Genomic DNA, 24,651 nt, shown 5'->3' on the forward strand with positions numbered 1-24,651 from the left:
AAACCTCTGTTGTATTAGCGCAACTATGGTTGCAAACGCCGGGGGTAAAAAACTGTCGTCGCTCCCGTTTCCGGCGATCGTCGGCCAGTCGGAGCTCAAGCGCGCGCTGCTGACGGTCGCCGCGAACGACGCGCTCGACGGCGCGTTGGTCGTCGGAGAGAAGGGGACGGCGAAGTCGACCACCGTCCGAGGACTCGTCGATCTCCTCCCAGAACAGCGCGCCATCGCGGACTGTCGGTACGGCTGTGCGCCCGACGACCCGACGCTGCAGTGCGCGGACTGTCGGGAGCGCGATCCCGACGAGCGACCCGTCGAGACGCGGCCCGTGCCGCTGGTCACGCTCCCGCTCGGGGCGACCCGCGACCGGGTCGTCGGGACGCTCTCGGTCGAGGACGCCCTCGCCGGCGAGGCCGAGTTCGATCCCGGACTGTTGGCCCGCGCGCACCGGGGGATCCTCTACGTCGACGAGGTCAACCTGCTCGACGATCACCTCGTCGACGTCGTTCTGGACGCGGCAGCGAGCGGGATCAACACCGTCGAGCGCGACGGCGTCAGCGTCTCCCATCCCGCGTCGTTCACGCTGATCGGAACGATGAATCCCGAAGAGGGCGAGCTTCGGCCACAGCTCCGGGATCGGTTCGCCCTCCGGGCGACCGTCGAGGGGTGCCGGGACGTCTCGGATCGCGTCGAGATCATCGACCGGGCACTCGGACGCGGCGCCGACCCGAACCCGGCCGACACGGCCGAAGCCGTCGATCGGCTCGGCGAGACCGTAGCCGGGGCGCGCGAACGGCTCTCCCGCGTCGAGCTTCCCGACGAGTTCAAAGCCGAGATCGCCGAGCTCTGCCTCGAGGCCGGCGTCGACGGCCACCGCGGCGACATCGCGACGGCCAGGGTCGCGAGGACGCTGGCCGCGCTCGAGGGCCGAACGACGGTGATCGAGTCGGACGTTCGCGAGGCGATCACCTACGCGCTCCCGCACCGCCTCCGGAGCACGCCGTTCGAGGACGAGCCGGAGCTCGACGACCTGCTGGAGGACCGGTTCGACGAGGGGGCAGACGAGACGGACGGGGGCGACGGGGCCGACGGGAACGACAACGACGGAGACGGGGAGACCGAATCCGAGGACGGCCGCGACTGCGAATCCGATGCTGACGCCGACGACGGCCGCGGCCGCGACGAGCCCGGCGAGGCCGACGGCGGCTCGGATCGGTCGGACAGCACGAACGACGACGAGCGCGACGGAACGGAGCGCGGACGGCGACCGAGCGAGGACGACCGGTCGGCGTCGGCCGAGGCGGAGCGAGCGAGCGCGGGCGATCGCGACGGATCGGCGGGCGCGACCGGGGATCGCTCGGAATCAGACGAGGACGGTTCCAACGGGGAGTCGAACGAAGATGGTGGCGCCGCTCGACCGCTCGTTCCCGGCCGTCGGGCCGAGATCGGCAAGGGAAGCGCACCGACGCTCGAGACGCCCGAAGCCGCGGGCGACCGCCGTGCCCGTGCGGAAGGGAGCCGAGCGACCGTCGCGCCGGACGCCGAGAACCGCGGCGCCCGCGTCAGGACGGAAGCCGCGTCGGACGACGGCCCGATCGACGCGGCGGCGTCGGTCCGGTCGGCCGCGACCCGCGGCGCGTCCGACGTCGAGGCGGAGGACCTTCGCCGGTCCGTTCGCGCCGGGGAGGCGTCGACGACGATCGTCTTCGCCGTCGACGCGAGCGCGTCGATGCGGCCCGCGATGCGAACCGCGAAGGGCGTCGTCCTCGACCTGTTGCGGGACAGCTACCAGCAACGCGACGACGTCGCGTTCGTCGCGTTCGCGGGCGAGGACGCCGACGTGTTGCTCCCGCCGACCGACAGCGTTGCCCTCGCGGCGCGCCACCTCAAGGAGCTGCCGTCTGGCGACCGGACGCCGCTGCCCGCCGGCCTCGAGACCGCCCGGGCGGTCGTCGAGCGCGCGGATTCCGAGACGGCCATCGTCGTCCTCGTTACCGACGGCAGGGCAACCGTCGCCGACGGAAGCCCAACGGACGCCACGCGCGACGCGGCCCGGAGGCTCGCGGAGACCGGAACGGCGGTCGTCGTCGTTGACGCCGGCGACGACTCCCGCGCCGGGCTCTCGGCGCTCGTCGCCGACGAGGCCGACGGCGAGCGCGTCCCGCTGTCGTCGCTCTCGGCGGAGCTGGTTCGCTCGGCCGTCGATTCGGCGGGTGAGTAGCGGCGAAAAACGCGTGCGATCGGCGAAACGAGGCAGCCTGCGGACGGGCTACTCCTTCGTATCGGCTGATCCGTCGTACGTTTCTTCGACCGCGGGATCGGAGAACGGAGCGTCGCTCATCGTCCGCATCGAGAGTCGCCGGCGGGATAGCGGCTCTGACTGTACATGTCGGATCGAGTCCTCGATGTCCGCATTTCGTAGCCGCTGTGTCTGTACGTGTACGGAACGAAGCCGTACAGTAGTGTTACTCCCTCGCTACTGAACCGTCAGATAATTTCTCGTCACGTTATCTGTATACTATACAAAATATTATACCTCCGTAGTAGAATATGGTAATTGAGACACTACAGGAACGCTGAAAGATAATGGCTCCGGGAATACGCTCTGGCTCTCAGGGCACGAACGCCGACGTCTCCGACGCTCGAGCGGACGCGCAGCTCTCCGACGACGCTCGGTTCTATCTGCTCCAGTCGAACCGTCGCCGAGAGGCGATCGAGTATCTGCTGTCCGTCGACGAAACGGTGCGAATCAGCACGCTGGCGAGACACGTCGCGGCGGTCGAACACGGGACGTCGACCGCCGAGGTCACCTCCGAGCAGTACCAGCGTCTCTACGTCCCGCTGTACCAGCTCCACCTGCCGAAACTCGACGAACACGGCGTCATCGAGTACCGAAAGGAGCGAGGACTCATCGATCCGACGCCGACGCTGGCGGAGTTCCGACCGTACCTCGATCCCGACGACGGGACCGACGTCGGGGCGAGCGACGACGGAAGCCAGAACCGAGCAGGGGGCGACTGGTACATCGCGGCGACGGCGGGAGGCGGGCTCTTGCTGGCGCTGGCTACGATCGGAATCGTCCCGCTCTCGGGAGAGGCAGTCGGCGTCCTCATCATCGGCCTCTTTCTGGTCGCAAACGCCGTCAGCCGTCGCCAAGACTGAACCGTCGGGGATCGCCGTCGATGGATCCGGAACGGCAGACGCTAGACCCGGGACGGCGATCTCAGGGCGCGTCGAACGGTGTGATCGAAACGTAGCGGGCGATCGTGGAGATCCGGAGAACGTACGACCCCAGTAGAACGATCGGAACGATCCCCGACAGGAGCGCCCCCGCGACGAGGACCGTCGAACCGAACGACAGCGCCGCGTCGGGCTCGAGCTGTGCGAGGTGGACCAGCGTTCCCGCTGCCAGCACGATCGCTGGCAGTCCCGCGTAGACGAGGACGCGAGACAGCCGCGAGAGTTCCTGCTGGAGCACCATCGAAATAAAGTAGTACCGCGCGATGTCGAGGTACTCGAGCTCGACTGCGAGCCGGGCTAGCGCCCGATCTACCGTCGGCGGGAGGTCATCGTCGGCACTCGCCCGCAACGAGCGGATCTCGTGGATCGATTCGAGATATCGGACCGAGAGAACCGACGAGACGACCGCCAGGAGCCGGTCGTCGCTCGCGGCGAGACGCTCGATAACGATCACAGCGTGTCGCGTCAGCCGATCGCGAAGCGTCCGAACGGCAGTCGCCCGCTCCGGGTCGTCGAGCTGATCGAGCGGTAGCGCGTCGGCGTCGGTGCCGAGCTGTCGAACCGACTCTCGGAGAAACTCCGCGGGATCGAGCGGCACGGCCGACTCACCGGTTGCGGCTTGATGAAACGCGATCGTCTCCCTGATTTCGGTCTGGAGCTCGCGAGGGGAGCCGAAGTCTCGGGACAGAACCAGCTGATTGATCGAGACGACGACCGTGATGAGCGTAATGTTTCCCGCGATGAGGCTCCCGAAGAGGTAGTACAGCGGGGCGCGGTTCGCCGCGGCCGTGCCGTCGCTCACTGCGAGAAAAGCGGCGACGACGGCGCCGAAGAAGAGAACCGCGACCTGCCACCGGGCGCCCGTCAGAAAGAGCCACCGACGAGCACGCCCCAACGCCAAGCCTATCATCGAAACGAACGATGCCGTGCTCGGGTGATATAGCTGCCGGCACGCCGTGTTCAGTCCCTGTCGACGAGACGTGGCCAGTCCCAGTCGGCGCCGTCCGTCGAGCGAAAGCCGACGCTCATCTCGTCGTCGATACCGGCCGTCTCGTCCGTACTCACCGAGCCGAGCGTCGCCCCGTCGAGATCCTGTATCCGGAACTCGAAGCCGTCGTCGCTGTCGGCGACGAATCGACAGTCGACGATCTCGTCGACCAGACCCGGTACCTGCGAGTCCGAATCGAGGATTTCGACACCCTCGCCAGTCTCGCGGCCGAGCCTGATCTCGCCGCTGGGATCGACGATGAGCCGCCAGCCGGATGTCTCCGTCGACCAGACGTCGTCTTCCATTCCGACGAGGAGCCAGGGCTGGGAGGCGTCCGAGTCGGGACGTACGAGGACGGAAACCTCGCTGCCGTCCTCGGGGTAGTTCGGTAACCCCTGCCCGGGGAACGATCGCACGTTCGAATCCCCGCTCTGTCGAAGCCCCTGACTCGAGTCCGGGTGCAGGGCCGCGCTCGAGGTGATCTCGACATCGCCGGTTCCGTCGAGGGTCCACGGGCCGGCCGGAGAGTCGTCGTACTCCTCGAAATCGTCGATCAGCAACCCGTCCGTGTCGTCGGCGTCGTCGCTCTCGTCGCTCTCGTCGATCTCGACCTCGTAGGCGGCGGTAGCCTCACAGTTCGTCAGCGACAGTGAGTAGACTGCGGTCTCGCCCGGCTCCGGACTCGTCTCCTCGGTGTAGCGCGTGCTCGTGATCTCAGTGCCGTCCTCGTCGTCGATCCGGACCACCGCGTCGAAGACGAACTCCTCGTCGCCGACGGTCTCGAGTTCGACGTGAACGTAACACCGGTCGCTGGGCGGGTCGTCCGCCCAGGTGTAGGTGTGGCGCTCGGTCGAGAGCACGTCGCTTGCGGCGTCGGTGAGCACGACCTCCCCCTCGATGGAGTCGTCCTCGTGGAGGTCGTCGTCCTCGTCGGGCCCGTTCGTATCGGCCGACTGGGTACCGTCGTCGGCACCGTTTCCGTCGTCCGTGTCCGACTGTCCGTTCGCGTCCGACTCACCCTCCTCATCCGCGTCGAGGACGTCCCCGCAGCCGGCCAGCGCGATCGAGAGCGTCGTCCCCGCGCTCCCAAGTATCGTACGTCGTCGCATACGCGTGTGTTAGCCAACGTCGGAATAACAGTACCGAAACTCGCGACGGTCGCGCTCAGAAGAACTTGTTGAACAGCCGCTTCCACGAGCGGTACTCCCGGCGCATCGACTGGACCTCGTCGACGGCAGCCTTGAGCTCGCCGGCGGCACTCGTCCCGCGTTCGTTCTCGGGAATCGCGGTCGGCGCGACGGCGTCCCTGTTGTGGACGGCGTTGTGACACGCCTCACACACCGTGATCAGGTTCGACAGCTCGTGGACGCCCCCGCGGGATTTGGGGACGATGTGGTGAGCGTGGAGTTCGACGTCGCCGTGGGGCCCGCCGCGGCGCCGGCAGTTGGCACACTGGTAGTCGTCGCGCCGATAGACCCGCTGGCGGCGCTGGTCCCAGTCGTCGGGATACTCCCGGGTCGACTGTCTGGTGACGTCCTCGAGCGCGTGCTCCCCCTCGACGCCGTCGGGATCGACGCCGCTCTCGAGGGCGTCGTCCGCCGAGACGTCGTCGCCGTCGTACTCGAGTTCTTCCCCGTCCGGGCCGCGAATCGTGATATCGACCCCCACGTCCTCGAGGTCGTCCGATTGGTCACTCATTGGCTCCCCGTACTCTCACGGATACTGGTGTGATTACATCGTTCTTACGGTTCGGCGGCGCTTTGCGTCCGAAGCGACGGAGTGGGAACTGTTCCAGTCCGGAGACGTTCGGAAGCACGTCGGAACGGTGACGGAGCTACGATGCGAGGACTACCGCGTTCGGCCGTCGACGGGATGGATCTCCCGTGGGTAGGCCGTCAGGTTCTCGTACCCGTCGGCGGTAACGACGACGAGGTCCTCGAGCCGAACGCCCCCGCGCTCGGGGTCGTACACGCCGGGCTCGACGGTGACGACGGCGCCGTCTTCCAGGACGCGGTCGCTCGACAGCGACGGCGGTTCGTGGAGGCTGACGCCGACGCCGTGACCGGTACCGTGGGACATCCCGACCGCGACGTCGCCGGCCTCGAAGCCGTAGCTTGCGAGAGTCTCGACCGCGGCCTCGTGGACCCGGGAGGCGCGGACGCCGGCACCGTCCCGGAGCGCGTCGAGCGCGGCGTCCTGTGCGGTCGCGACCGCCTCGTAGGCCCGCGACGTCCAGTCGTCGACGTCGCCGACGACGAAGGTGCGCGTGAGGTCGGCGTAGTAGCCCTGCGACCCGCGCGGGGAGAGATCGAGCAGGACCGTCTCGTCCGGCGCGATCCGATCCCGGCCGGTGAAGTGGAGATCCGCACAGCTCGATCCGGCGCCGATCACCGTGTTCCCGGCGTCCCGGACACCCTCGCTCGCCAGCGTCGCGTTCACCTCCCGGCGGAGCCGCTCCGTCGTGAGCGCCTCGCCGCGCCAGCGGAGCTCGTCGCCTTCGACGGTCGCCGACGCGAGGACGGCCTCGGCTCTGGCCAGCCCCTGCTGGGCCGCGGTCTGGACGACCGCGTGTCGCTCCCGCTCGGCGACGCTCTTCCGGGCCCGTCCGAGATCGACGTCCTCGAACCGAACGTCGTCGACGGCGTCTTCGATAGTCCGGGCGGCGCTGGCGGGTATCGACGGCGGGACGAGCACGCGTACTTCGGACGGGGGTCGTCGCTCGGCGAGGACGTCGAGGGCGCGATCGGCCGCCGTCGAGGACGTGGCGTCGCTCGCGGCGACGACCTCGCCGGGGAACTCCCGGTCGGCCTGTTCGGCGAACAGTCGGGGCGCACAGAGGAACGCACGCCCGTCGACGAAGACGAACGCGTAGTCGCGGTCCGGACCGGCGAACCGGGTGAGATACCACAGGTCGTCGTCGAACCGATCCCCGACGTGAACGAACGCGTCCGCGTCGGCGGCCGTCGTCACCGCCTCCAGTCGCTCGAACGCGGCCTCGCTCGTCCGCTGCAACCCCGTACGTGGCTGCTCGTCGGTCACGTTCCGCAGACTCGCATCGAGCGACAAGAAACGCCCAGTACCGGCAATCCGTTCGCTTCGAGCGGAAGCGAACTGGACTGCAGCCGTGAGTCCGCTATGCGGATCGAACCGAAACGTCGCCGTCTCCGGTAACCTCGACGTCGTAGCCGGCGTACCGGAACGCGACGGTTCCGACCGCGGTTTCGGGCTCGGCGGCGAGGAGGGCGTTCAGCGCTTCCGGGTCGATCGCCTCGTACAGCGGCGGGAGCGCGACGGGATCGGCGTCCTCGGCTTCCGCAACCGCGGAGACGACCGCGTAGACGGGCGTGTTCTCGGTGCCACGTTCCCACGTCGCGGAGACCGTCGGCGTATCCTGAGAGCTAGTTCCGCCGAACTGCGTGCTCATATCACCCATGGAGTCGGAACTGCCATGGTTCGGTATAAAAGCGTTACTGATTCTTGACAAATCGAACACGATCGTTCATCGAGGTCGTGCTCCGTCAGGAGTCGTTCGGTTGGGTGCCGACGCCCTTCGGCCAGCCGGGCGGCTGTTCGGGGGACGGGTCGGCGTGCTCGCGTTTCAGTACCATCGGGGTTCGCTCGAGCGAGAGCACCTTCGTCCCGTCCTGGTTGTACGCCCGCAGCTCGGTCGTGACGATCCCGACGTGGTCCCGGGAGTCGCTCTCGCGCTTCTCAAGGACTTCGCTCTCGGCGAAGATCGTGTCGCCGTGGTAGACGGGGGCGTGGTGGCGGATCCGATCGTAGCCGAGGTTGGCGGTCGCGTTCACCGAGACGTCGATCACGCTCATCCCAACCGCGAGGGCGATAACGAACGTGCCGTCGACGAGGCGCTCGTCGAACTCGGTCCCCGCGGCGTAGGCCTCGTTGAAGTGCATCGGGTTGAGGTTCATCGTCACGTTCGTGAACCAGACGTTGTCGGTCTCGGTGACGGTCCGGCCGAACGGATGTTTGTAGACGTCCCCGACCTCGAAGTCCTCGTAGTAGCGGCCGTGCCAGCCGGAGACCACGCGTCGCTCCGTCTCAGTCGTCCCGTCCTGCTCGTCGGTTGCCGAATCGGTGGCGTCGTCTGGCATACACGTCCCGTTTTCCGACGGCGAACTTGGGGCTACCGTCGGCGGCCAGACTGTCGGCCGACGGGATCAGGACGACCGGGGCAGTCCGCCACACGTAAACTATGCCCGATCGATCGACGGCCCTGGTGAAGAAAGTACACCGACGCCCGCGAGGACGCACGGACGAAAACGCGGGGGCCAGCGCGGACCCCGTCGAGCGCTCTACGTTCACCGCGCTACGGGGACACTTATCCGATCCGGGCCCGAAGCGGCTCGTCGTATGGCGGCCGACGACTCCCTCGCCTTGCTCTCGCTGCCCGCCGCCGCGGTCGAGCGCGCCTCGCGGCTCGCCGTGCGGGACGCCCTGCAGTACTTCGCCCCCGACCTCGTGGCGATCCCGGGCGCGCGGACGGCGAGGACGCACGCGACCGTTCGGGACCTCGCGCCGGAGCGTCCCGTCCTCCACCCCCAGCTCGGCCGGGGCGGCGACCGCGTCCGACACTACCGGTACGCGCCCGCGATCGGCGTTCAGGAGACCGCGGGGGCGCCGCCAGCCGAGGCGATCGACGTCCTCGCCGTCCAGCACCGCGACGTTCTTCCGGAGCTCCGGGGCCGGCTGGCGGCGGGCGAGCGACCGACGAGCGAGGGGGCCGCGACCCTTCTCTTTCTCCCGCGACTCGCCGTCGACTGGAACGCGACCGCGCTGTCGACGACGCTACCGAACGCCGCGGAACTCGCGGCGATCGCCGACCTGCTGCCCGAACCGGTCTCCGTCCTCGCGGGCGGCCAGCCGGCGACGTACCACCACGAGTGGTCGCTGTCCCGCGAGGACGACACCGAGGAGACGGTCCGGCTCCCGACCGTCGGTCTCGGCGCGACCGACGACGGCGACTCGAAGCTCGCGCGTTACACCTGCACGCAGAACGGAAGCGTCGCCGCGCAGGCGGTCGACGCCGATCGGTTCGGGCTCGGGGCGTTACACGGGGTCGGTCCCGCGATCGCCGAGCGACTCCGAGACGCGGGTCCGCGGACGGTCGAGGAGGTCCGCGAGCTCGGGGTCGACGAGCTGACGGCGCTGCCGGGAATCGGGCGGACGACCGCCGAGCGGATCCGCGATCACGCCGCCGTCATCGACTCCGGGGAGCCGCTCGTCCTGACGAACGATGACCCGGTTCGCTCCCGGGACGGCCGAGCGCCGCTCTGTCTCGACATCGAGACCGACGGGCTCTCCCCGACGATCATCTGGCAGCTCGGCGTCTACGACCCGGAGACGGACGCCTACCGGGCGTTCGTCGAGCACGAGGAGCCGACGAACCCGAAACCGGTGTTGGAGGCGTTCGTAACCTGGCTCCTCGCGAACCACGCCGACCGCACCCTGCTGACCTGGAACGGAAACCGCTTCGACTACCGCCACATCGAACGGTTCCTCCGACGGCACCTCCCCGAATACGCCGACGCCTGGGACGACGTCCGAACCGCAGATCTGTACGCGTGGGCGGTTCGCGACGAGAACGCTCTGTTGCCCGGGCGGACGAACAGGCTCAATGACGTCGCCCGCGCGCTCGGCTACGACGCCGCGGGGACCGGGCTGAGCGGCGCCCAAACCGCGGCCGCCTACCGGGAGTTCATGCGTACCCCGGATGATCCGGAGCGCGAGCCGGACTGGGACCGACACGAGGCCTACTGCGAGGACGACTGCCGCGCGCTCTGGCACGTCTTCCGGGCGATCGAGGACGCACCCCGCAAGGACCGGAACGCGACGGTCGGCGAAACGGGCGAGACGACGGGCCGACAGACGGGACTCACCGACTTCTCCACATGACCGACGAGCGCACGACGACCGACGGAAGCGCACGAACGGGAGTCTCGGGACGAGAGCTGATCGAGACCTTCCCACGCACAGGCCTGACGCCGGGCTCGGACAGCGTCGAGCGGATCGAGCTCCCGGCAAAACCGGCCGAAACGGTCTCGGCCGCGGAGGCGTTACGGCCGGCGCTCGCCGAGCCGTACCCCCACGACCTCTTTTCCCACCAGGCCGAGGCGCTCGGGGCGCTCGCGGACGGCGAGGACGTGACGGTGGCGACGTCGACCGCCAGCGGGAAGACCCACGTCTACGGCCTCCAGATCGCCCGGAACCTGCTCGAGTCGGGCGTCCTCGAGCCCGACGGCTCGCGGGCCGCGGACCGCAACGACGCCTCGACCGCGCTGTGTCTGTACCCGACCAAGGCCCTGACGAAAGACCAGCGCGATGCCCTCGAGGGGCTGTACGATCGCCTGGGGCTCGACGTCCGCGTGCGCATCTACGACGGCGACACGACGGGCGATCGCCGCGCCATCCGGGAGACAGCGGACGTGATCCTCACGAACTTCGCCGGGCTCAACGTCTACCTTGAGCACCACGACAGGTGGAGCCGGTTCTACAGCGCACTCGATCTCGTCGCGATCGACGAGTCCCACACCTACACCGGTATCGAGGGGATGCACGCCGCCTGGATCTGCCGGCGGCTGCGCCGGGTCGTCGACTACTGGGGCGGCAACCCACAGTACGTCCTGACGTCCGCGACGATCGGCAACCCCGGAGAGCACTCGCGGGAGCTGATCGACGCCCCCGTGACGGTGGTCGACGACGACGGCTCGCCGCGCGGTCCGCGAGAGATCGTCCTCTGGAACCCCCCGCCGCGGGACCGAACCCGAACCCAGGAATCTCCCGCCGAGGACGCGGTCGCCGACGCCGACGAAGCCGAGGACGCCGACGCGGACGACGTCGCCGAGCGGGTGCCCGCGAGCGTCGACGCCCCGAAAGTGTTCGACCACCTCACCTCACGAGACGTCCGCACGCTGCTGTTCTGTCCGAGCCGCAAGCGGACCGAGCTCGCCGTGCAGCGGGCGGACGAGCACCGACGAGCCAACCCGCGGGCGCACGACCGATCGGCCGCAGGCGGACGGGAGCCGTACCACGCGGGGCTGGGACGGGACACGCGCCGCGTCCGCGAGCGGCGGTTCAAAACCGGCTCGCTCACGGGGCTCGCGACGACCTCCGCGCTCGAGCTCGGGATCGACGTTGGGGGTCTCGACGCGACCGTGCTGGCGGGCTACCCCGGACAGCGACAGGCCTTCTGGCAGCGGGTCGGCCGTGCGGGCCGGGGCGGAAGTCGGAGCCTCGCCGTGCTGGTGGGCGATCACCGCACCCTCGACCAGTACGTCCTCGAACACCCGGAGTTCCTGCTCGAGACCGACGTCGAGGACGCGGTCGTCGACACCTCGAACGACGCCGTCTTCGCGACCCACGTGCTGGCGGCCGCCGACGAGATCGCGCTCGACGAGGCCGATATCGGACGGTTCGCCGACGAGGAGCGGCTCCGGGACGCCGTCCGGATGTGGCGCGAAGCCGGCTCCCTCGACGGCGTCCTCGAGGCGGGGGTCCACTACGGGGGGCCGCGACGACCCCAGACCCGCGTCGACCTCTACGGGACCGACGATTCGACGTATCGCCTGCAGCTGGCACCCGGAGTCGACAACGAGACGTGGGGGCTCCCCGAGGAGCTCGATCTGGAGCCGATCGACCGGAGCCGGGCCTACCGCGACTACCACGAGGGCGCCGTCAGACTCCACGGCGGCCAGCAGTTCGAGGTCGTCGCCGTGGACGAAGACCGACCCCGGCCCGTGATCGAGCTCGAACCGGTCGACCGCGAGTACTACACCCGAACCCGCAGTCAGGTCACCGTCCTCGACGCCGAATCGGAGCGCTCCCGGGAGGTAAACGGGTTCGAGCTTCACTTCGGTCGCGGGACCGTGCTCGTCCACTACGACACCTACGACGAGGTGGCTATCGGGAACGGCGAGACGAAGCGGGGCGGGGTTCCGACGGAAAGCCCCCCGATCCGGATGGACACCCAGCTGTGCTGGCTCGAGGTTCCCGCCGACGTCGAGCGCGCGCTCGTCCGGAAGTACCGCGACTACGGCGTCGAGACCGGCGTCGGCCCCGACGAGGACGTCGGACCCCACCTGGGGTACGTCGCGGGGCTCCACGCGGCCGAACACGCCACGATCCAGGTGGCCCCGCTCGAGCTGCGCGTCGACAAACACGACCTCGGCGGGCTCTCGACGCTCGTGATGGACTCCCACTACGCCCGCCCCGACCACGACGAGCTCGCCGACAGGGTCAGGGGCTCGCTCGACGCCGCGACGGCCGCGATCGAACGTCGCGCCGACGAACTGGAGGGGCCCGCCTCGGGCTGGTTCGTCTACGACGGCGTCGACGGCGGGCTGGGCTTCGCGCGCGCGATCTACGACGAGTTCGAGGCGCTGGCCGAGCGCGCCCGCGACCAGCTCCGGGACTGTCGCTGTGGGCGGCCGAACGGCTGTCCCGCCTGCACGTTCGACGAGAACTGCGGCAACGACAACGCCCCGCTGTTGCGGGCCTCGGCCGTCGACGTCCTCGACCAGCTCCTCGGCGACGCCGACCGCGAGGACGTAGCCGATCACCGTCTGGACGACCGCGACGACGATAGCGACCGTCGTCCCGCCCTCTTTTACTCCTGACGGGACCGTAGGCCCGCGGTTCGGGCCCGGCGGGTGACCGGGCGACTCAGTACTTCGGCTCCGCGCCCGTCGTCTCGTAGACCGCCTCCATCAGCTCGTCGCGCTCGCGCTGCCAGGCTGCAAGCCCGTCCGGGCTCGAGGGGTACTCCGCGTAGTGCTCGAGGATCTCGTCGGCCCGCCGTTTCGTCTCGTAGACGTCCCGAAGCGTGTCCCAGTGGCCGCGGGTCTTCCAGAGGACGTCGAGCTTGAACCGCCAGCCGAGGCTCGTGCTCCCGGAGTACAGCGCCTCCGAAATCTTGTCGCCGGGCATCGCGGCGAGCAGGCTCGTGAGATCGTCGAGGTCCGAGCCGATAGTCAGGATGTTGTAGACGTCCAGCGCGGCGTATCGGCCACCGTAGTGGTCCATCACGCGCTCGTTGTACTCCCAGAGGACATCCTCGCCGACGTCGCCGCGCTCGATCGCTTCGATGATCTGTTCGCCGGCGTACGTGCCGGCGTAGGCCGCCCCGGCGATCCCCCCACCCGTGGTGGGGTTAACGTGGCCCGCGGCGTCACCGACGGCGACGAACCCGGGGTGGACCGCCGAATCGTGGGGACGCTTGGTCGGCAGCGCCGCGCCGAGCTTGTCCGCGACCTCGGCCCCGTCGAACTCGGGTCGGTTCCGCAGGTCGCGTTTCAGGTCCTCGACGAGCTGCATCGGCTCCTCGGTCATCTGGAACCCCAGGCCGACGTTGATCTCGGTCTCGGTCCGCGGGAAGTACCAGAGGTAGCCCGCCGAGCGCTGGGTCGGCTTGATCACCAGGGCGTCGTCCCACTCGACGGGCTCATCGACGTGAACGACCTCGCGGTAGGCCGAGGAGAACTGGGAGAAATCGACGTTGGTATCGAACGTCGACCCCGAGAAGTCGACCATATCCTGGAGCACCGACAGCGAACCCGCGCCGTCGACGACGACCTCGGCGTCGTAGGTGGACGCGTCGCCGTCGCGCGTCGCTTCGACGCCCGTAACCTGCCCGTCCTCGTCCTGAACGACGTCGGTGACGACGGTGTCGTACTGAAACGTCGCCCCCGCGTCGGCGGCGCCCTCGATGATCAGTCGGCCGTACTCGTGGCGGTCGATAACGGCGATTTCGCCGGGAACCGGAATCTCGAGGACGGCGTCCTCCTGTGGGATCTCGAACCGGCCGTGGTCGACGTCGGTGTTGGTAAACGCCGGCTGGATCTGCGATTTCGGGATGATGTCGGGGAAGCCGTCGGCGCCTTTCAGCGCGTCTCCGCAGGCGATGTGGCCCGCCTCCTGCTCGGACTTTCGCTCGAGGACGACCACGTCGTACCCCGCGTCCGCGATCGTCGCGGCCGCATAACAGCCCGCCGTTCCCGCCCCGACGACGACGACGTCCCACGTCCGTTTCGTCCCGTCGGCGGTCGAAGCTCGCTCCGTCGTGCTCATACCGGACCGTTCGTCCGGCCGGAGAAAAGCGTTCGCGAATCGGTTGCGCCTCGCTCCGATCGCCGTCGACGGACGGCGGCGGTCTCGAGTAGTACCCTGACGCTCGGTCCCGTTACGATCGGGCGGAAACTCCCGGACGGCGCCGTGAAAGCGTTTGCGAGCGTCGCGGTCGTTCCGATCCGGAATCGTTCCGGTCCGACGCGAACGTATAGCGGAGAAATATCATGGGACGCTACTTTCAGGACGATCGGTTCAGAACGGTTTGGAACCGGACCTATCACACTGGCGCGTGTCGGTAGGAGTATACTCATGACCTCGATCGTCAACCTCGAGATTTCCGGCGCGGGGACTGGACTCGCGGAGCTGGTCGACGCCGTACCCTCGCTCAACTGCGAGGCAGAGGCGACTATCGCCTCGAACGGGCACGATCTGTGGCTCTCGGGCGCACCGCAAACGGAGATCGAAACCGGTCTGGCCGAGGCCTCGGCGATCGAGGACTACGCCCTGATCAACGGCGGCGAGGAAGAGTGGCTGTACAACGTCGAGTTCAGCCCGGAGACGACCGACGTCTTCGAACTGGTCCTCGAAGAGGGTGGAACGATCCTCGACGCGTCGGCACCGAACGGCTCCTGGGTGCTGAACATCCGCGTCGACGAGCGCAGCGACGCGAGCGCGATCTACGACGCGTTCGAGGATCGCGAGCTCAGCCCGACGATCATTCGCCTGTTCGATACGGACAGCGAGACGTCCTCGCAGTCCGGACTCACGCAGAACCAGTACGACACGCTGGTCGCGGCGATCGACCACGGCTACTTCGAGATCCCGCGAGCGGTGTCGATGCAGGAGCTCGCCGACGAGCTCGACATCTCCCACCAGGCGCTCTCCGAGCGCCTGCGTCGGGCGTACCGCTCGCTGGTCACTGCGGAACTGGACGTCACGAACGAGGAGACGGACGCGGCGTCCTCGCCGACGCTTTCGGATTAGCTCCCGATCGGATCGCAAAACCGACCTTGCAAAGGGAGCCCGAGGAGTGATATCGATAGCTCCGCTTCCTGTACGTAATGCAAAAACGGTGTTTGAACTGCGACTGGGCGATCCACAGCGTGGAGGCGACACAACGTGAAGAACAGTCCCGCGAAACGATTGAACACTTCACCGAGACGGGACACACGATCGTGACGATGCCGGAACCCATCAACCCCGGCGTCCCGAGCTAGACCCGTTTTTGCGGCACACATCTCGACCGATCGTCACGTAGCCGAAGCGACGACGGATCGACTCCCGGACGGAGTCTGCCGACCACCCGTGAGAGAGGATCGCGCGGAAAGCCGTCGGAAAACGACAACTGATATCAGTGTTCCCAGTGCTATTTCAACATGAATGAAACGACGCCAGTTCGTGACGACGAGTCTCGTCGCTGCGGGAACCGCCACGGTTGCCGGCTGTTTCAGCGGGGACGAGGACGGCGAATCGTTCCCGTCGTACGAGACGCCGCGCTACGGTGACTGGGTCCCCGCGGAGCGACACGGTGGGGAGACGGGCGTGTTTTTCACGCACGTCGATTGGGAGACACTGGACGGACTCGACGACGAGGACGACCCCGACGAGGACGAGGACGCCGAGGAACTCGTCGAGGAAGTGCCGATCCTCGGACTGCCGCTGTACGGGGCCGTGCTGAGTCCGTTCGCCATGTTCGGAATCATGTTCTACCCGTTCGCCGACGACGTGTTACCCGACGACGGCGAGGAGGTCGAGGGGGTCACGGCGAGCGCGATGACCTGGACCGACGACGTGGTGGTGTTCCACGGGGAGTTCGATCCCGACGTGTTCGCGGCCGACTACGCCGAGGAGTTCGACGAATCCGACGAGCAGGACGGGTTCACGCTCTACGTCGGCACCGAGGGGTTCGCCGAGGGGCTCGCGTACGCCGTCTCCGAGGAAACGCTGGTCGTCGGGATGCAGCCCGGCGAGGACGACGACTACGAGTCGGCCGACCTCGTCTCGGCCGCGCTCGATCGCACCCTCGACGGGACCGATCGGGTGATCGACGCGGACGACGGGCGGTGGCTCTATGAGACAACAGGCGAGGCGGCGATGGCGTACGGGGTGTGGGGGACCGACGATTTCTCGACGGCGCTCGAGGCCGACGACGAGATCGACGCGGAGGACGACGCCGAGCCGGAGGCGGATCCGGACGTGGACGCCAACCCGGTCTTCGACGACGTCGAGAGCCTCGTCAACACGCTCGTGTTCGACGCCGAGGACGGCGAGGTGACCGAGATGGAGGCGCGGTTCTCGGCGCTCTATCCGGCAGACGAAACGCCGTCCGAGGACGACGTTCGCGAACATCTGATCGGAGAGGAGGAGGAGGTTCCCCACGAGGTCGTGATCGAGGACGAGCGCGTCCACGCGTCGGCGACGTTCGACGACACGCCGTCCTGATTCCATCTCGGTTTTCCCCTCGAACGACTGACACCATCCGAGCGTCGGCCCCGACGGGTCGATAACGGGGGCACACAGATTTATGTCACTGAATGTGGTGGTGTAGAATGTTGGCACAGCCCAACTGATAGACGACGATGCCAGAAACACGCTTCGAAGTAGAGACGGACAGCGATCCGGACGACCAGCCGGGGCCGACGCCCCACAACCGGTGGCACCCGGATATCCCGGCGACGGTATCGGTGGAGCCGGGCGAAACCTTCCGACTGGAAATGCTCGACTGGACGGGCGGGCAGATCGACGACGACGATAACCCGAACGACATCCGGGACGTCGAGCTCGAGCAGGTTCATTACCTCAGCGGTCCCGTCGAGGTCGAGGGCGCCGAACCGGGGGATCTCCTCAAGGTCGAACTGCTCGATCTCGGCCCGCTCCGGGAGATGGAGTGGGGGTTCAACGGAATCTTCTCCCAGCAAAACGGTGGCGGGTTCCTGACCGACCACTTCCCAGACGCCGCGAAGACTATCTGGGACGTCGACGGAACCGTCGTCTCCTCTCGACACGTCCCCGACGTCAGGTACGAGGGGAAGATCCACCCGGGGCTGATCGGCACCGCACCCTCCCACGAGCTGCTCAAGGAGTGGAACGCCCGCGAGGGTGAACTGATCGACAGACACGAGAACGATCCGGAGTCGATCCGGAACCACCCCACCGGGGAGGCTGAACCGCCGGTAGCGAACCCGCCCACCGAGGAGGCGGCGCTGATGGGCGAGATGGATCCCGACGAGGCCGAGGAGGCCGCGGCGGAGGGCGCTCGAACCGTCCCTGGGCGAGAGAACGGCGGCAACTGCGACATCAAGGACCTCTCGCTGGGGACGACGATCTACTTCCCCGTCTACGTCGAGGGCGCGAAGCTCTCGATGGGCGATATGCACGCCTCCCAGGGCGACGGCGAGATCTCCTTCTGTGGCGGAATCGAGATGGCCGGCTACGCCGATCTCCGCGTCGATGTCGTCAAGGACGGGATGGAGAAACACGGCGTCGATCACCCGATCTTCCAGCCGGGCCACCGCGGCCCCGACTACTCGGACTGGGTCACCTTCGAGGGGTACTCGGTCACCGAGGACGGCGAGCAGCGATACATGGACGCCCACGTCGCCTACCGACGGGCCGCCCTCGAGGCTATCGACTACCTCTCGAACTTCGGCTACAGCCGCGAGCAGGCCTACATGCTGTTGAGCACCGTTCCCGTCGAGGGACGGATCAACGGCATCGTCGACGTCCCCAACGTCTGTGCGACGCTGTCGATCCCGAACGAGGCCTTCGAGTTCGACATCACGCCCGAATCCCTCGACACCGTCGAGAACCGCAGCCGGGACGTCGTCACCGACGACCCGCTCTGAGAGCGACGGTCCCCGCTCCGGGAGCGCCGCGTTACGACCGGGGCTCGGCCGCGAGCTCACGGGCTCGCTCGAGTCGCTCGAGAAGTTCCGCCCGCGGCTCGCCGCCGAAGCGGTCACAGGCGTCGACGTACCGCTCCAGAACTTCGACCTCGTCCTCGTGGCGGTCGTCCTTCCGGTAGACGATTCCCAGGTGGCGGTAGTACGCCTGCGGGGGCTCCCCGTACTCTCGCAGCTCCGCTTCCGCCTCCGCGTAGTCGAGACACCACAGCAGAACGTCCTCGGCCTCGTCGTGTCGCTCCTCCCGCCTGAACCGCTCGACGTCGTCGAGCGCGTCCGTGTAGTGCTCGTAGGGCTGCTCGTCGAGACGGTCGAACTCCCACTTCTCCTTGGCGATGATCTCGGCGACCTCCGGATCGACGGTCGACTCCGGATCGGGATCCTCCGGATGCTCCGTCTTCGAGCGGAGGCGGGAGATGAAGTCCCACATGACCCTAGTCGTGGGGACGAAGGAGTATCGAGTTTCCGGCTTGCTAGCTCACGTCGGAGCCGTACCGGACGGATCCGTCGCGAGCTGCAGGCCACAGACCGGCGTGCGAACATGTTCGCCAGGAGGTAGACGGACAACGGGGTCGTACCGAACACCGAGATGAACCCCCTCTCAGGTTTCCGCTCCGGCGGCGCGGACGAGGACCAGTACGACGGGTGGGACGAGTTCGTTCCGGGTAACGTACCCGAACCGGGACCGTTCCTCCAGGAGTACCGCGTCCTCGAGGACGGCGACCACGTCGCGGTCCACGAACGCGCGCGAGAGCTGTTCGAGAAACGGGGCGTCTACGACGCCACCTTCGGCTACAACCTCGCGAAGCTGAACCTCGATCGGCGCCACCCCGAGGCGGGCTTTCGGTACGCGATCGAGGACGGCGACGGGACCGTCCTGCGGGCCGAGTTCACGCCGACGACCGAGTTCTGTCCGCAGGCTGACGCGCTCCTGAAGGGCGCGTTCCGCGCGTGGAACGGCTGCAGCGACGCCCACGAGTACGAGCTGGTTCGCGTTCGCGTCCGACCGACCCACCACCAGACGACCGCGATCAACGAGACGCTCGCGGACGCCGAACGGGTGTTCCACGAGACCGGGAGCGTCGAGATCGGGGCCGACCGGGTCCAGGAGTAGCCGCCGAGCCCGACGAGCGAACCGCGACGGCGGATCGGCCGATCGTCGCGATCGACGGCTGTCCGCTCGAGTGTACCCGACAGTGTCTCGCCCGACACGACGTGGAACCGGATCGGCACTACGTCCTCGCCGAAGAGAGTTCCAAAGGAGTACCACGCCGACGACGAGGGCGCTGACAAGCTGTTCCGCGAGTGTCGAACGGAGATCGAAGCCCTCGACGGCGAGGCGTAGTCCGAACCCGTTCGGCCGAACGCCCAATCGGGAGCGGGCCGAACGATCGCGTATGTCCCACCACGACGCAGAACGGGTTCTCGACGTCCGCGAGATCGACGGCCCGCCGTTCGCGGACATTTCGAGTGCGCTGACCGACCTCGAGGACGACGAACGGCTCCGGCTGATCGCACCGTTCGAACCGCGCCCGCTCTACGACGTCCTCGAGGAGCGAGGATTCGAGTACGACTGTGAGCAGACGGCCGACGGACTGTTCCGGATACTGATCGCCGACTCCCTCGAGTAGCCGACCGCTCCGGCGAGGAGCCGTTCTCCGGGGTCGACGGCCGCGCCGTCGCCACTGACGGCGAACGTGTTCGTCCCAATCTGCATACCGACGCGGCGACTACCTCGAATCGTATGCCACGACTCGACGTCCGCGAGATCCCGCCCGTGAACAGACATCCGACCATCCACGACGCCTTCGCGGAGCTCGACCCCGGCGAGGAGCTGACGATCGTCAACGACCACGAGCCAAAGCCACTGTTCTACGAGTTCCAGGCCGAGGTCGAGGCGTTCGACGCCGACGGCTACAGCGTCGAGCGGGTCGCCGACGAGAAGTTCGTCGCGACGTTCCCGAAGCGCGCAGACTGATCGCGGCCGACGGGACGACCGCCTTCTCAGTCGGGCCACGAGCCCGCGGTTCGGCCGTGATCGCGTCCCGTACGAACGTGTTCGGATCCAACGGGAAGGTCCCGTGGCCCCTCGGTACGGGTATGAACGTTCCCGACGGCGTACGGACCGATCGCGGACCGCCGATGACGATCCCGTTCCAGCATTTCGTCGTCGCGCTCGGGTTTCTGGTCGCCGGCTCCGTCGGCGGCGTCCTGCTGGCGCTGGCGTCGCTGCCCGGGCTGGGGTCGCCGGCGTACGCCCACCTCCTGCTCGTGGGCTGGATCTGCCTGACGATCATGGGCGCGATGACCCAGTTCGTCCCCGTCTGGTCGGGCGTCGAGATCCACTCCCGACGGCTCGCGACGGTACAGCTGTGGCTCGTCGCGGGCGGGCTCGTCGGGTTCGTCGCCTCACTGCTCGCCCTCGCGCTGGAACTCCTGCCGATCTTCGCCGCGGTCATGCTCGCGGGGATCTGGCTGTTCGTCTACAACGTCGGGCGAACGCTGCTGCGGGCGCGACCGTTCGACTTCACCGAACGCCACTTCGCCGTCGCGCTCGGGTCGTTCGCCGCGCTCGCGCCGCTGGGGTTCGTCCTCGCCGTCGATTTCACCGTACCCGTCCTCGATTCGGCGTCGCTCGCCCGGGGCGACGTGCTCGCGACGCACGTCACCCTCGCGGTGTTCGGGGCGGTGACCGCGACCGTGATCGGCGCGATCGCACAGCTCAGCGCGATGTTCACCCAGACCGAGTCTGACCCCCTCTATCGGGGCCTCGAGACCGTCGAACAGGCGACGTTCCCGCTCGGGCTGGTCCTGCTGGCGCTTGGCCGCGGCGCCGACTCGGCGACGATCGCGACGGTCGGCGGCGTCGGCGTCCTCGTCGGCCTGCTCGCGATCGCGCTGCTCCTCGTTCGCCGGCTGGCGGCCTCGTCGACCGACGCCAGTCCGATGACCGACCGCTACTGGATCGTCGCCGCCGCGCTGTTCGCCTGGATCGGGCTCGCGACGCCCGCGTGGCTGCTCGACTCGACCGGCCCCGAGACCCTGCTCGGCTACCCCGAGGCGACCGCCGTCCTCGTGATCGGCGTCTTCGGTTTCGTCGTCGTCGGTACCCTCTACCACGTGATCCCGTTTATCATCTGGATCGAACGCTACAGCGACCGCCTCGGCCTCGAGGACGTCCCCATGATCGACGACCTCTACAGTCGCCGGCTCGAACGGGCCGACCTCGCGGCGACCGGGCTCGGCGCCGCGGGAATGATGGTCGGCGAGGTCCTCGGACTCGGGAGTGCGGTCGTCGCCGGATCGACCGCGCTTCTGGGTCTCGGCTTCTGTCTGTTCGTAGCCAACATGGTCCTGACCGTCCACCGCCACGGACCGCGCGGGCTTGGGCACGTCCTCCGTCCTCGTCTCGAACCGACGGCCGCGGAGGGAGCGGACGCACCCGAACCCGGCCACGACCGGAGATGAGTCCGTCCTCGCGGTCGGAGCCGAACTGGTTCGTGACGAGATAGAGGTCCGGGGCGATCCAACGGCCAAGTATGGCGAGCCACCGATCCGTCGTCGACCGAACCGACGCCCCGACCGACCGCCAGCGCACGGTACTCGACGTTCGCTCGCTGGGCCCCCCAGAACCGCTCCAGCGAACGCTTGAAACGTTGGCCGAGCTTCCCGACGAGGACGTCCTCGTCCAGCGAAACGACCGCGCACCCCAGTTTCTGTACCCGAAACTCGAAGATCGGGGGTACGTCTACGAGACGGTCGAAACGGACGACGAAGTCGTTACGGTCGTCTGGCGTGCGTGACGAAGGCGACCGTCTGGCCGTCAGTGTCCCCGGGAGCGGTTGCGAACGCCCCCTGAAGCAGTGAATCTTAGATGAGAGTGTTAGATTAGAATCTATGATAAGTGCGAGAGTTATCGAGAGCCTCCACGGCGGCACCTGGGCCGACCGAGCGGAGACGACCGCCGACAGCGACCGACGCTGACGCCGTCGGAGCCGCGAATTCGGCGGTCTTCTCGGTACGGTCGGTGTCGCCATCCGTATTTGTCCAGTTTCGGTTCGCATATATCGAGTTCAATCAGACATTCGTAAGGTTCTAGTACGGAGTCTGAGTCAGACCACGTAATGACCTACGAATACCTGAACGAGGAACTGGTGAACGAACTGCTCGGGGACGGCCGCGCGAGTCTCCGGAGTCTGGCCGAAGAGCTCGACGTCTCCGTGACGACCGTCTCTAACCGCCTCTCCGATCTCGAGGAGGACGGCGTCATCCGGGGGTATACGCCGGTCGTCGACTACGGCGCCGTCGGCTACGACGTCACCGCGGTAATGCAGCTCAAAGTCGAGGGCGACGCCCTCGCCGAAATCACCGAGACCCTACGAGAACACCCGCAGATGGTCTCCGTCTACGAGGTCACCGGCGACTACGACGTGATCGCGATCGGGAAGTTCAAAGACACCGACGACATGAACGATCAGATCAAGGCGCTGATCACCGACCCGGACATCAACCAGTCGAACACCAGCATCGCGCTCAACGCCGTCGCCGAGAACGAACAGTTCGAGCTCGAGACCGAAGCCGACGACTAATCGGGAGAGTCGCTCGAGATTACGCCGCGGCCGGCGACCGGTCGCGGCGTCTCACTTTTCGTCGAGTCGCTTCGAGAGCCGATCGAACCGCTCCTGCAGACGATCGCGACGCTCACGCTCGCGCTCCGGTCGGTGTTCGGGGTCGACGATCCCCCCGTCGGAAATCGTCGCGTCGAACAGCGCCCCCTCGTGGCGACACGCCTCGGGAAGCGTCTCGACGTCGACGTCTAACTGGTCGACGACGTCACCGTCTTCCTCGAGGAGGACGACGGCGGTCGTTCCGTCGACGATGCGATCGACGACGCAGGTAACGGGGCCGTCGGCGGTCATCGATCGATACCACCCGCCCTAGCCGTATCAACCTGTGGTGTGTCGATCCGACGTCCTCGCAACGACCGACCGTCCCCTCGAGGACGTCCGAAAACGAGGCCCGTCCGCGACGTTACTCGTCCGCACGAAGCGTAGCCGTATACTCCAGATCGGCCTCGACCTCGAGACGCTCCTCGAGTGTCGGGTAGTCGTCCGCCGCCACGGTGAGGGTGTACTCGCCGTCCGGGAGTTCGAACGCCGCACGTCCCTGACCGTCGACCTCCCGGAGCTCGCTTCCGTTGGTGCCCTCGACGACGACGGTAGCGTGATCGATCGGCTCGCCGTCCCCGTCCCGGACGACCACCGTCAGTTCGTTCATCCCGTCGTCCTCCGCCTCGAGCACTATCGTCTGCTCCGTGGGACCGTCGACGGCGACCGTCTCGGTCGTCGCGTCGTAGCCGTCGGCCTCGGTAGTCAGCGTGTGGTTCCCGTCCTCGAGATCGAACTCGACCCGTCCTCGGTCGTCGACCGTCTGCGTCTCGCCCCAGCCGAACAGCCCGGCGTCCTCGGCTTCGACGGTGGCGTGATCGATCGGCTCGCCGTCCTCGTCCTGAACCGCCACCCGAAGCGACTCGGATGCGTCCTCGTCGGTCTCGTTACCGGTGTCCGTCTCGTTGCCGGTGTCGGTCTCGTTACCAGTGTCAGACTCGTTGCCGGTGTCGGTCTCGTTGCCAGCGTCAGTTTCGTTGCCGGCGTCAGCGTCCGTCTCGTTCGCTTCGGACTCGTTGGCCTCGGTCGACTCATTCGCCGAGTCGTCGTCCGTCTCTTCGGTCTCGAACTCCCCGTCGGCCTCGAAGTCGACGACCTCGAGTTCGTACTCGGCGGTCGCCTCGCAGTTGTTGAGTTCGAGCGAGTACACCGCGTCGTCCTCGCCGGGCGCGGGACCGTCGACGCCCGCACTCGTGGTCGAGGAGAGCTCGGTCCCGTCCGCGTCGTACACGCGGGCCGTCAGATCGAGCGTCAGCTCCGCCCCGCTGTCGTTGGCAAGCATGACGTGAGCGTGGCACGTCTCGGCCGGCGGGTCACCCATCCAGGAGAACGTCTCCTGAACCACCTCGAGGTGGAACTCGGCGTCCTCCGACAGCAGAACCTCTCCCGGCATCGATTCGTCCTCGTGGACATCCGACTCCTCCCCGGGATCGACCTCGGTTGTAGTATCGTCGTCCGCGTCCTCGTCGGACCCGCTTTCGTCCGCCGACCCTTCATCGTCCCCGAGCGCGCTACAGCCAGCGAGAATCGCGGCAAGCGAGACACTCGTGGCCGTGAACTCCCGGCGATCTAGCTCCATACCTCCCTCGTCAGCTCCCGTCCGTCCTCGATTCCGTGCCAGTACATCGAAGCTATGTGGACTGTTCGAGACTCGATAATATTTAGCGCATCGATCGACTGCTCCGACGGCCAAGCGACCGAAAGACTCCACTGCGTCGTTTCGAACTGCTACTCGACGGAAGACGACGCAACCGAACCGTTGTGCAATCGTCGA

General features: G+C 67.5%; 25 protein-coding genes. 15 read left to right on the plus strand and 10 right to left on the minus strand.

The window, feature by feature from the left end:
* Positions 1-25 precede the first annotated feature (25 nt).
* Positions 26-2,218: a VWA domain-containing protein gene (locus NATOC_RS20400; protein WP_015323390.1), complete on the plus strand. Its 2,193-nt coding sequence runs from the start codon at positions 26-28 to the stop codon at positions 2,216-2,218.
* A 365-nt stretch (positions 2,219-2,583) separates the two neighbouring features.
* A complete protein-coding gene (locus NATOC_RS20405) occupies positions 2,584-3,159 on the plus strand; it encodes a DUF7344 domain-containing protein (protein WP_015323391.1) in 576 nt (191 codons plus the stop codon).
* 61 nt (positions 3,160-3,220) lie between these two features.
* Here NATOC_RS20405 and NATOC_RS20410 read toward each other — a convergent pair whose 3' ends face one another.
* The 6 genes from NATOC_RS20410 to NATOC_RS20435 all read right to left on the minus strand — a co-directional run bounded on the left by NATOC_RS20410 (position 3,221) and on the right by NATOC_RS20435 (position 8,337).
* On the minus strand, positions 3,221-4,147 hold the full coding sequence (locus tag NATOC_RS20410) for a hypothetical protein (RefSeq protein WP_015323392.1): 927 nt from the start codon (positions 4,145-4,147) through the stop codon (positions 3,221-3,223).
* A gap of 50 nt (positions 4,148-4,197) precedes the next feature.
* Positions 4,198-5,334, minus strand: a complete 1,137-nt coding sequence (locus NATOC_RS20415) for a hypothetical protein (RefSeq protein ID WP_015323393.1) — start codon at positions 5,332-5,334, stop codon at positions 4,198-4,200.
* Positions 5,335-5,389: 55 nt separating this feature from the next.
* Positions 5,390-5,923 (minus strand): HNH endonuclease, encoded by a 534-nt coding sequence (locus tag NATOC_RS20420; protein ID WP_015323394.1) that lies wholly within the window; start codon positions 5,921-5,923, stop codon positions 5,390-5,392.
* Positions 5,924-6,073: 150 nt separating this feature from the next.
* On the minus strand, positions 6,074-7,264 hold the full coding sequence (locus NATOC_RS20425) for a M24 family metallopeptidase (RefSeq protein WP_015323395.1): 1,191 nt from the start codon (positions 7,262-7,264) through the stop codon (positions 6,074-6,076).
* Positions 7,265-7,358: 94 nt separating this feature from the next.
* Positions 7,359-7,658, minus strand: coding sequence for a HalOD1 output domain-containing protein (locus NATOC_RS20430; RefSeq protein ID WP_015323396.1), 300 nt, complete (start codon positions 7,656-7,658; stop codon positions 7,359-7,361).
* 85 nt (positions 7,659-7,743) lie between these two features.
* Complete coding sequence (locus NATOC_RS20435; RefSeq protein WP_015323397.1) at positions 7,744-8,337, minus strand: MaoC family dehydratase; 594 nt, start codon at positions 8,335-8,337, stop codon at positions 7,744-7,746.
* 259 nt (positions 8,338-8,596) lie between these two features.
* On the opposite strand from NATOC_RS20435, the gene NATOC_RS20440 reads away from it, so the two are divergent.
* Positions 8,597-10,138, plus strand: a complete 1,542-nt coding sequence (locus tag NATOC_RS20440) for a ribonuclease H-like domain-containing protein (protein ID WP_015323398.1) — start codon at positions 8,597-8,599, stop codon at positions 10,136-10,138.
* On the plus strand, positions 10,135-12,858 hold the full coding sequence (locus NATOC_RS20445) for a DEAD/DEAH box helicase (RefSeq protein ID WP_015323399.1): 2,724 nt from the start codon (positions 10,135-10,137) through the stop codon (positions 12,856-12,858). Before NATOC_RS20440 ends, NATOC_RS20445 begins: the two co-directional genes overlap by 4 nt.
* Before the next feature lie 46 nt (positions 12,859-12,904).
* Here the strand turns inward: NATOC_RS20445 and NATOC_RS20450 are convergent, their stop codons facing one another.
* Complete coding sequence (locus NATOC_RS20450; RefSeq protein WP_015323400.1) at positions 12,905-14,308, minus strand: geranylgeranyl reductase family protein; 1,404 nt, start codon at positions 14,306-14,308, stop codon at positions 12,905-12,907.
* Between the two features lie 309 nt (positions 14,309-14,617).
* Between NATOC_RS20450 and NATOC_RS20455 the strand changes: the two genes are divergently transcribed.
* The 4 genes from NATOC_RS20455 (at position 14,618) to fmdA (ending at position 18,153) form a co-directional block, all read left to right on the plus strand.
* The gene (locus NATOC_RS20455; RefSeq protein WP_015323401.1) at positions 14,618-15,292 is read left to right on the plus strand and encodes a helix-turn-helix domain-containing protein; all 675 of its coding nucleotides are present in this window, start codon (positions 14,618-14,620) and stop codon (positions 15,290-15,292) included.
* Between the two features lie 77 nt (positions 15,293-15,369).
* Positions 15,370-15,525: a hypothetical protein gene (locus tag NATOC_RS22590; RefSeq protein WP_015323402.1), complete on the plus strand. Its 156-nt coding sequence runs from the start codon at positions 15,370-15,372 to the stop codon at positions 15,523-15,525.
* 163 nt (positions 15,526-15,688) lie between these two features.
* Positions 15,689-16,750: a hypothetical protein gene (locus tag NATOC_RS20460; protein WP_015323403.1), complete on the plus strand. Its 1,062-nt coding sequence runs from the start codon at positions 15,689-15,691 to the stop codon at positions 16,748-16,750.
* Positions 16,751-16,887: 137 nt separating this feature from the next.
* A complete protein-coding gene (gene fmdA / locus NATOC_RS20465) occupies positions 16,888-18,153 on the plus strand; it encodes a formamidase (protein WP_015323404.1) in 1,266 nt (421 codons plus the stop codon).
* A 31-nt stretch (positions 18,154-18,184) separates the two neighbouring features.
* Here fmdA and NATOC_RS20470 read toward each other — a convergent pair whose 3' ends face one another.
* Positions 18,185-18,640 carry a hypothetical protein gene (locus NATOC_RS20470; RefSeq protein ID WP_015323405.1) on the minus strand — a complete coding sequence of 152 codons (456 nt, stop codon included), beginning with the start codon at positions 18,638-18,640 and terminating at the stop codon, positions 18,185-18,187.
* Between the two features lie 159 nt (positions 18,641-18,799).
* On the opposite strand from NATOC_RS20470, the gene NATOC_RS21620 reads away from it, so the two are divergent.
* The 7 genes from NATOC_RS21620 to lrp all read left to right on the plus strand — a co-directional run bounded on the left by NATOC_RS21620 (position 18,800) and on the right by lrp (position 22,799).
* Positions 18,800-19,324, plus strand: a complete 525-nt coding sequence (locus tag NATOC_RS21620) for a hypothetical protein (RefSeq protein WP_015323406.1) — start codon at positions 18,800-18,802, stop codon at positions 19,322-19,324.
* A 50-nt stretch (positions 19,325-19,374) separates the two neighbouring features.
* Positions 19,375-19,500, plus strand: coding sequence for a putative zinc-binding protein (locus NATOC_RS23225; protein WP_342664430.1), 126 nt, complete (start codon positions 19,375-19,377; stop codon positions 19,498-19,500).
* A 107-nt stretch (positions 19,501-19,607) separates the two neighbouring features.
* Positions 19,608-19,841: a DUF2249 domain-containing protein gene (locus NATOC_RS20480; protein WP_015323407.1), complete on the plus strand. Its 234-nt coding sequence runs from the start codon at positions 19,608-19,610 to the stop codon at positions 19,839-19,841.
* Between the two features lie 113 nt (positions 19,842-19,954).
* Positions 19,955-20,188: a DUF2249 domain-containing protein gene (locus tag NATOC_RS20485; protein WP_015323408.1), complete on the plus strand. Its 234-nt coding sequence runs from the start codon at positions 19,955-19,957 to the stop codon at positions 20,186-20,188.
* Between the two features lie 122 nt (positions 20,189-20,310).
* Complete coding sequence (locus NATOC_RS20490; RefSeq protein ID WP_015323409.1) at positions 20,311-21,678, plus strand: heme-copper oxidase family protein; 1,368 nt, start codon at positions 20,311-20,313, stop codon at positions 21,676-21,678.
* Between the two features lie 71 nt (positions 21,679-21,749).
* Entirely contained in the window at positions 21,750-22,013 is a 264-nt protein-coding gene (locus NATOC_RS20495) for a DUF2249 domain-containing protein (protein WP_015323410.1), read from the plus strand.
* 321 nt (positions 22,014-22,334) lie between these two features.
* The gene (lrp, locus tag NATOC_RS20500) at positions 22,335-22,799 is read left to right on the plus strand and encodes an HTH-type transcriptional regulator Lrp (RefSeq protein ID WP_015323411.1); all 465 of its coding nucleotides are present in this window, start codon (positions 22,335-22,337) and stop codon (positions 22,797-22,799) included.
* Between the two features lie 51 nt (positions 22,800-22,850).
* Here the strand turns inward: lrp and NATOC_RS20505 are convergent, their stop codons facing one another.
* On the minus strand, positions 22,851-23,129 hold the full coding sequence (locus NATOC_RS20505) for a DUF3006 family protein (RefSeq protein WP_015323412.1): 279 nt from the start codon (positions 23,127-23,129) through the stop codon (positions 22,851-22,853).
* Between the two features lie 112 nt (positions 23,130-23,241).
* The gene (locus NATOC_RS20510) at positions 23,242-24,456 is read right to left on the minus strand and encodes a carboxypeptidase-like regulatory domain-containing protein (protein ID WP_015323413.1); all 1,215 of its coding nucleotides are present in this window, start codon (positions 24,454-24,456) and stop codon (positions 23,242-23,244) included.
* Positions 24,457-24,651: the final 195 nt, after the last annotated feature.

Origin of the sequence: Natronococcus occultus SP4 (assembly GCF_000328685.1) — an archaeon.
In the GTDB taxonomy this organism is placed as follows: domain Archaea; phylum Halobacteriota; class Halobacteria; order Halobacteriales; family Natrialbaceae; genus Natronococcus; species Natronococcus occultus.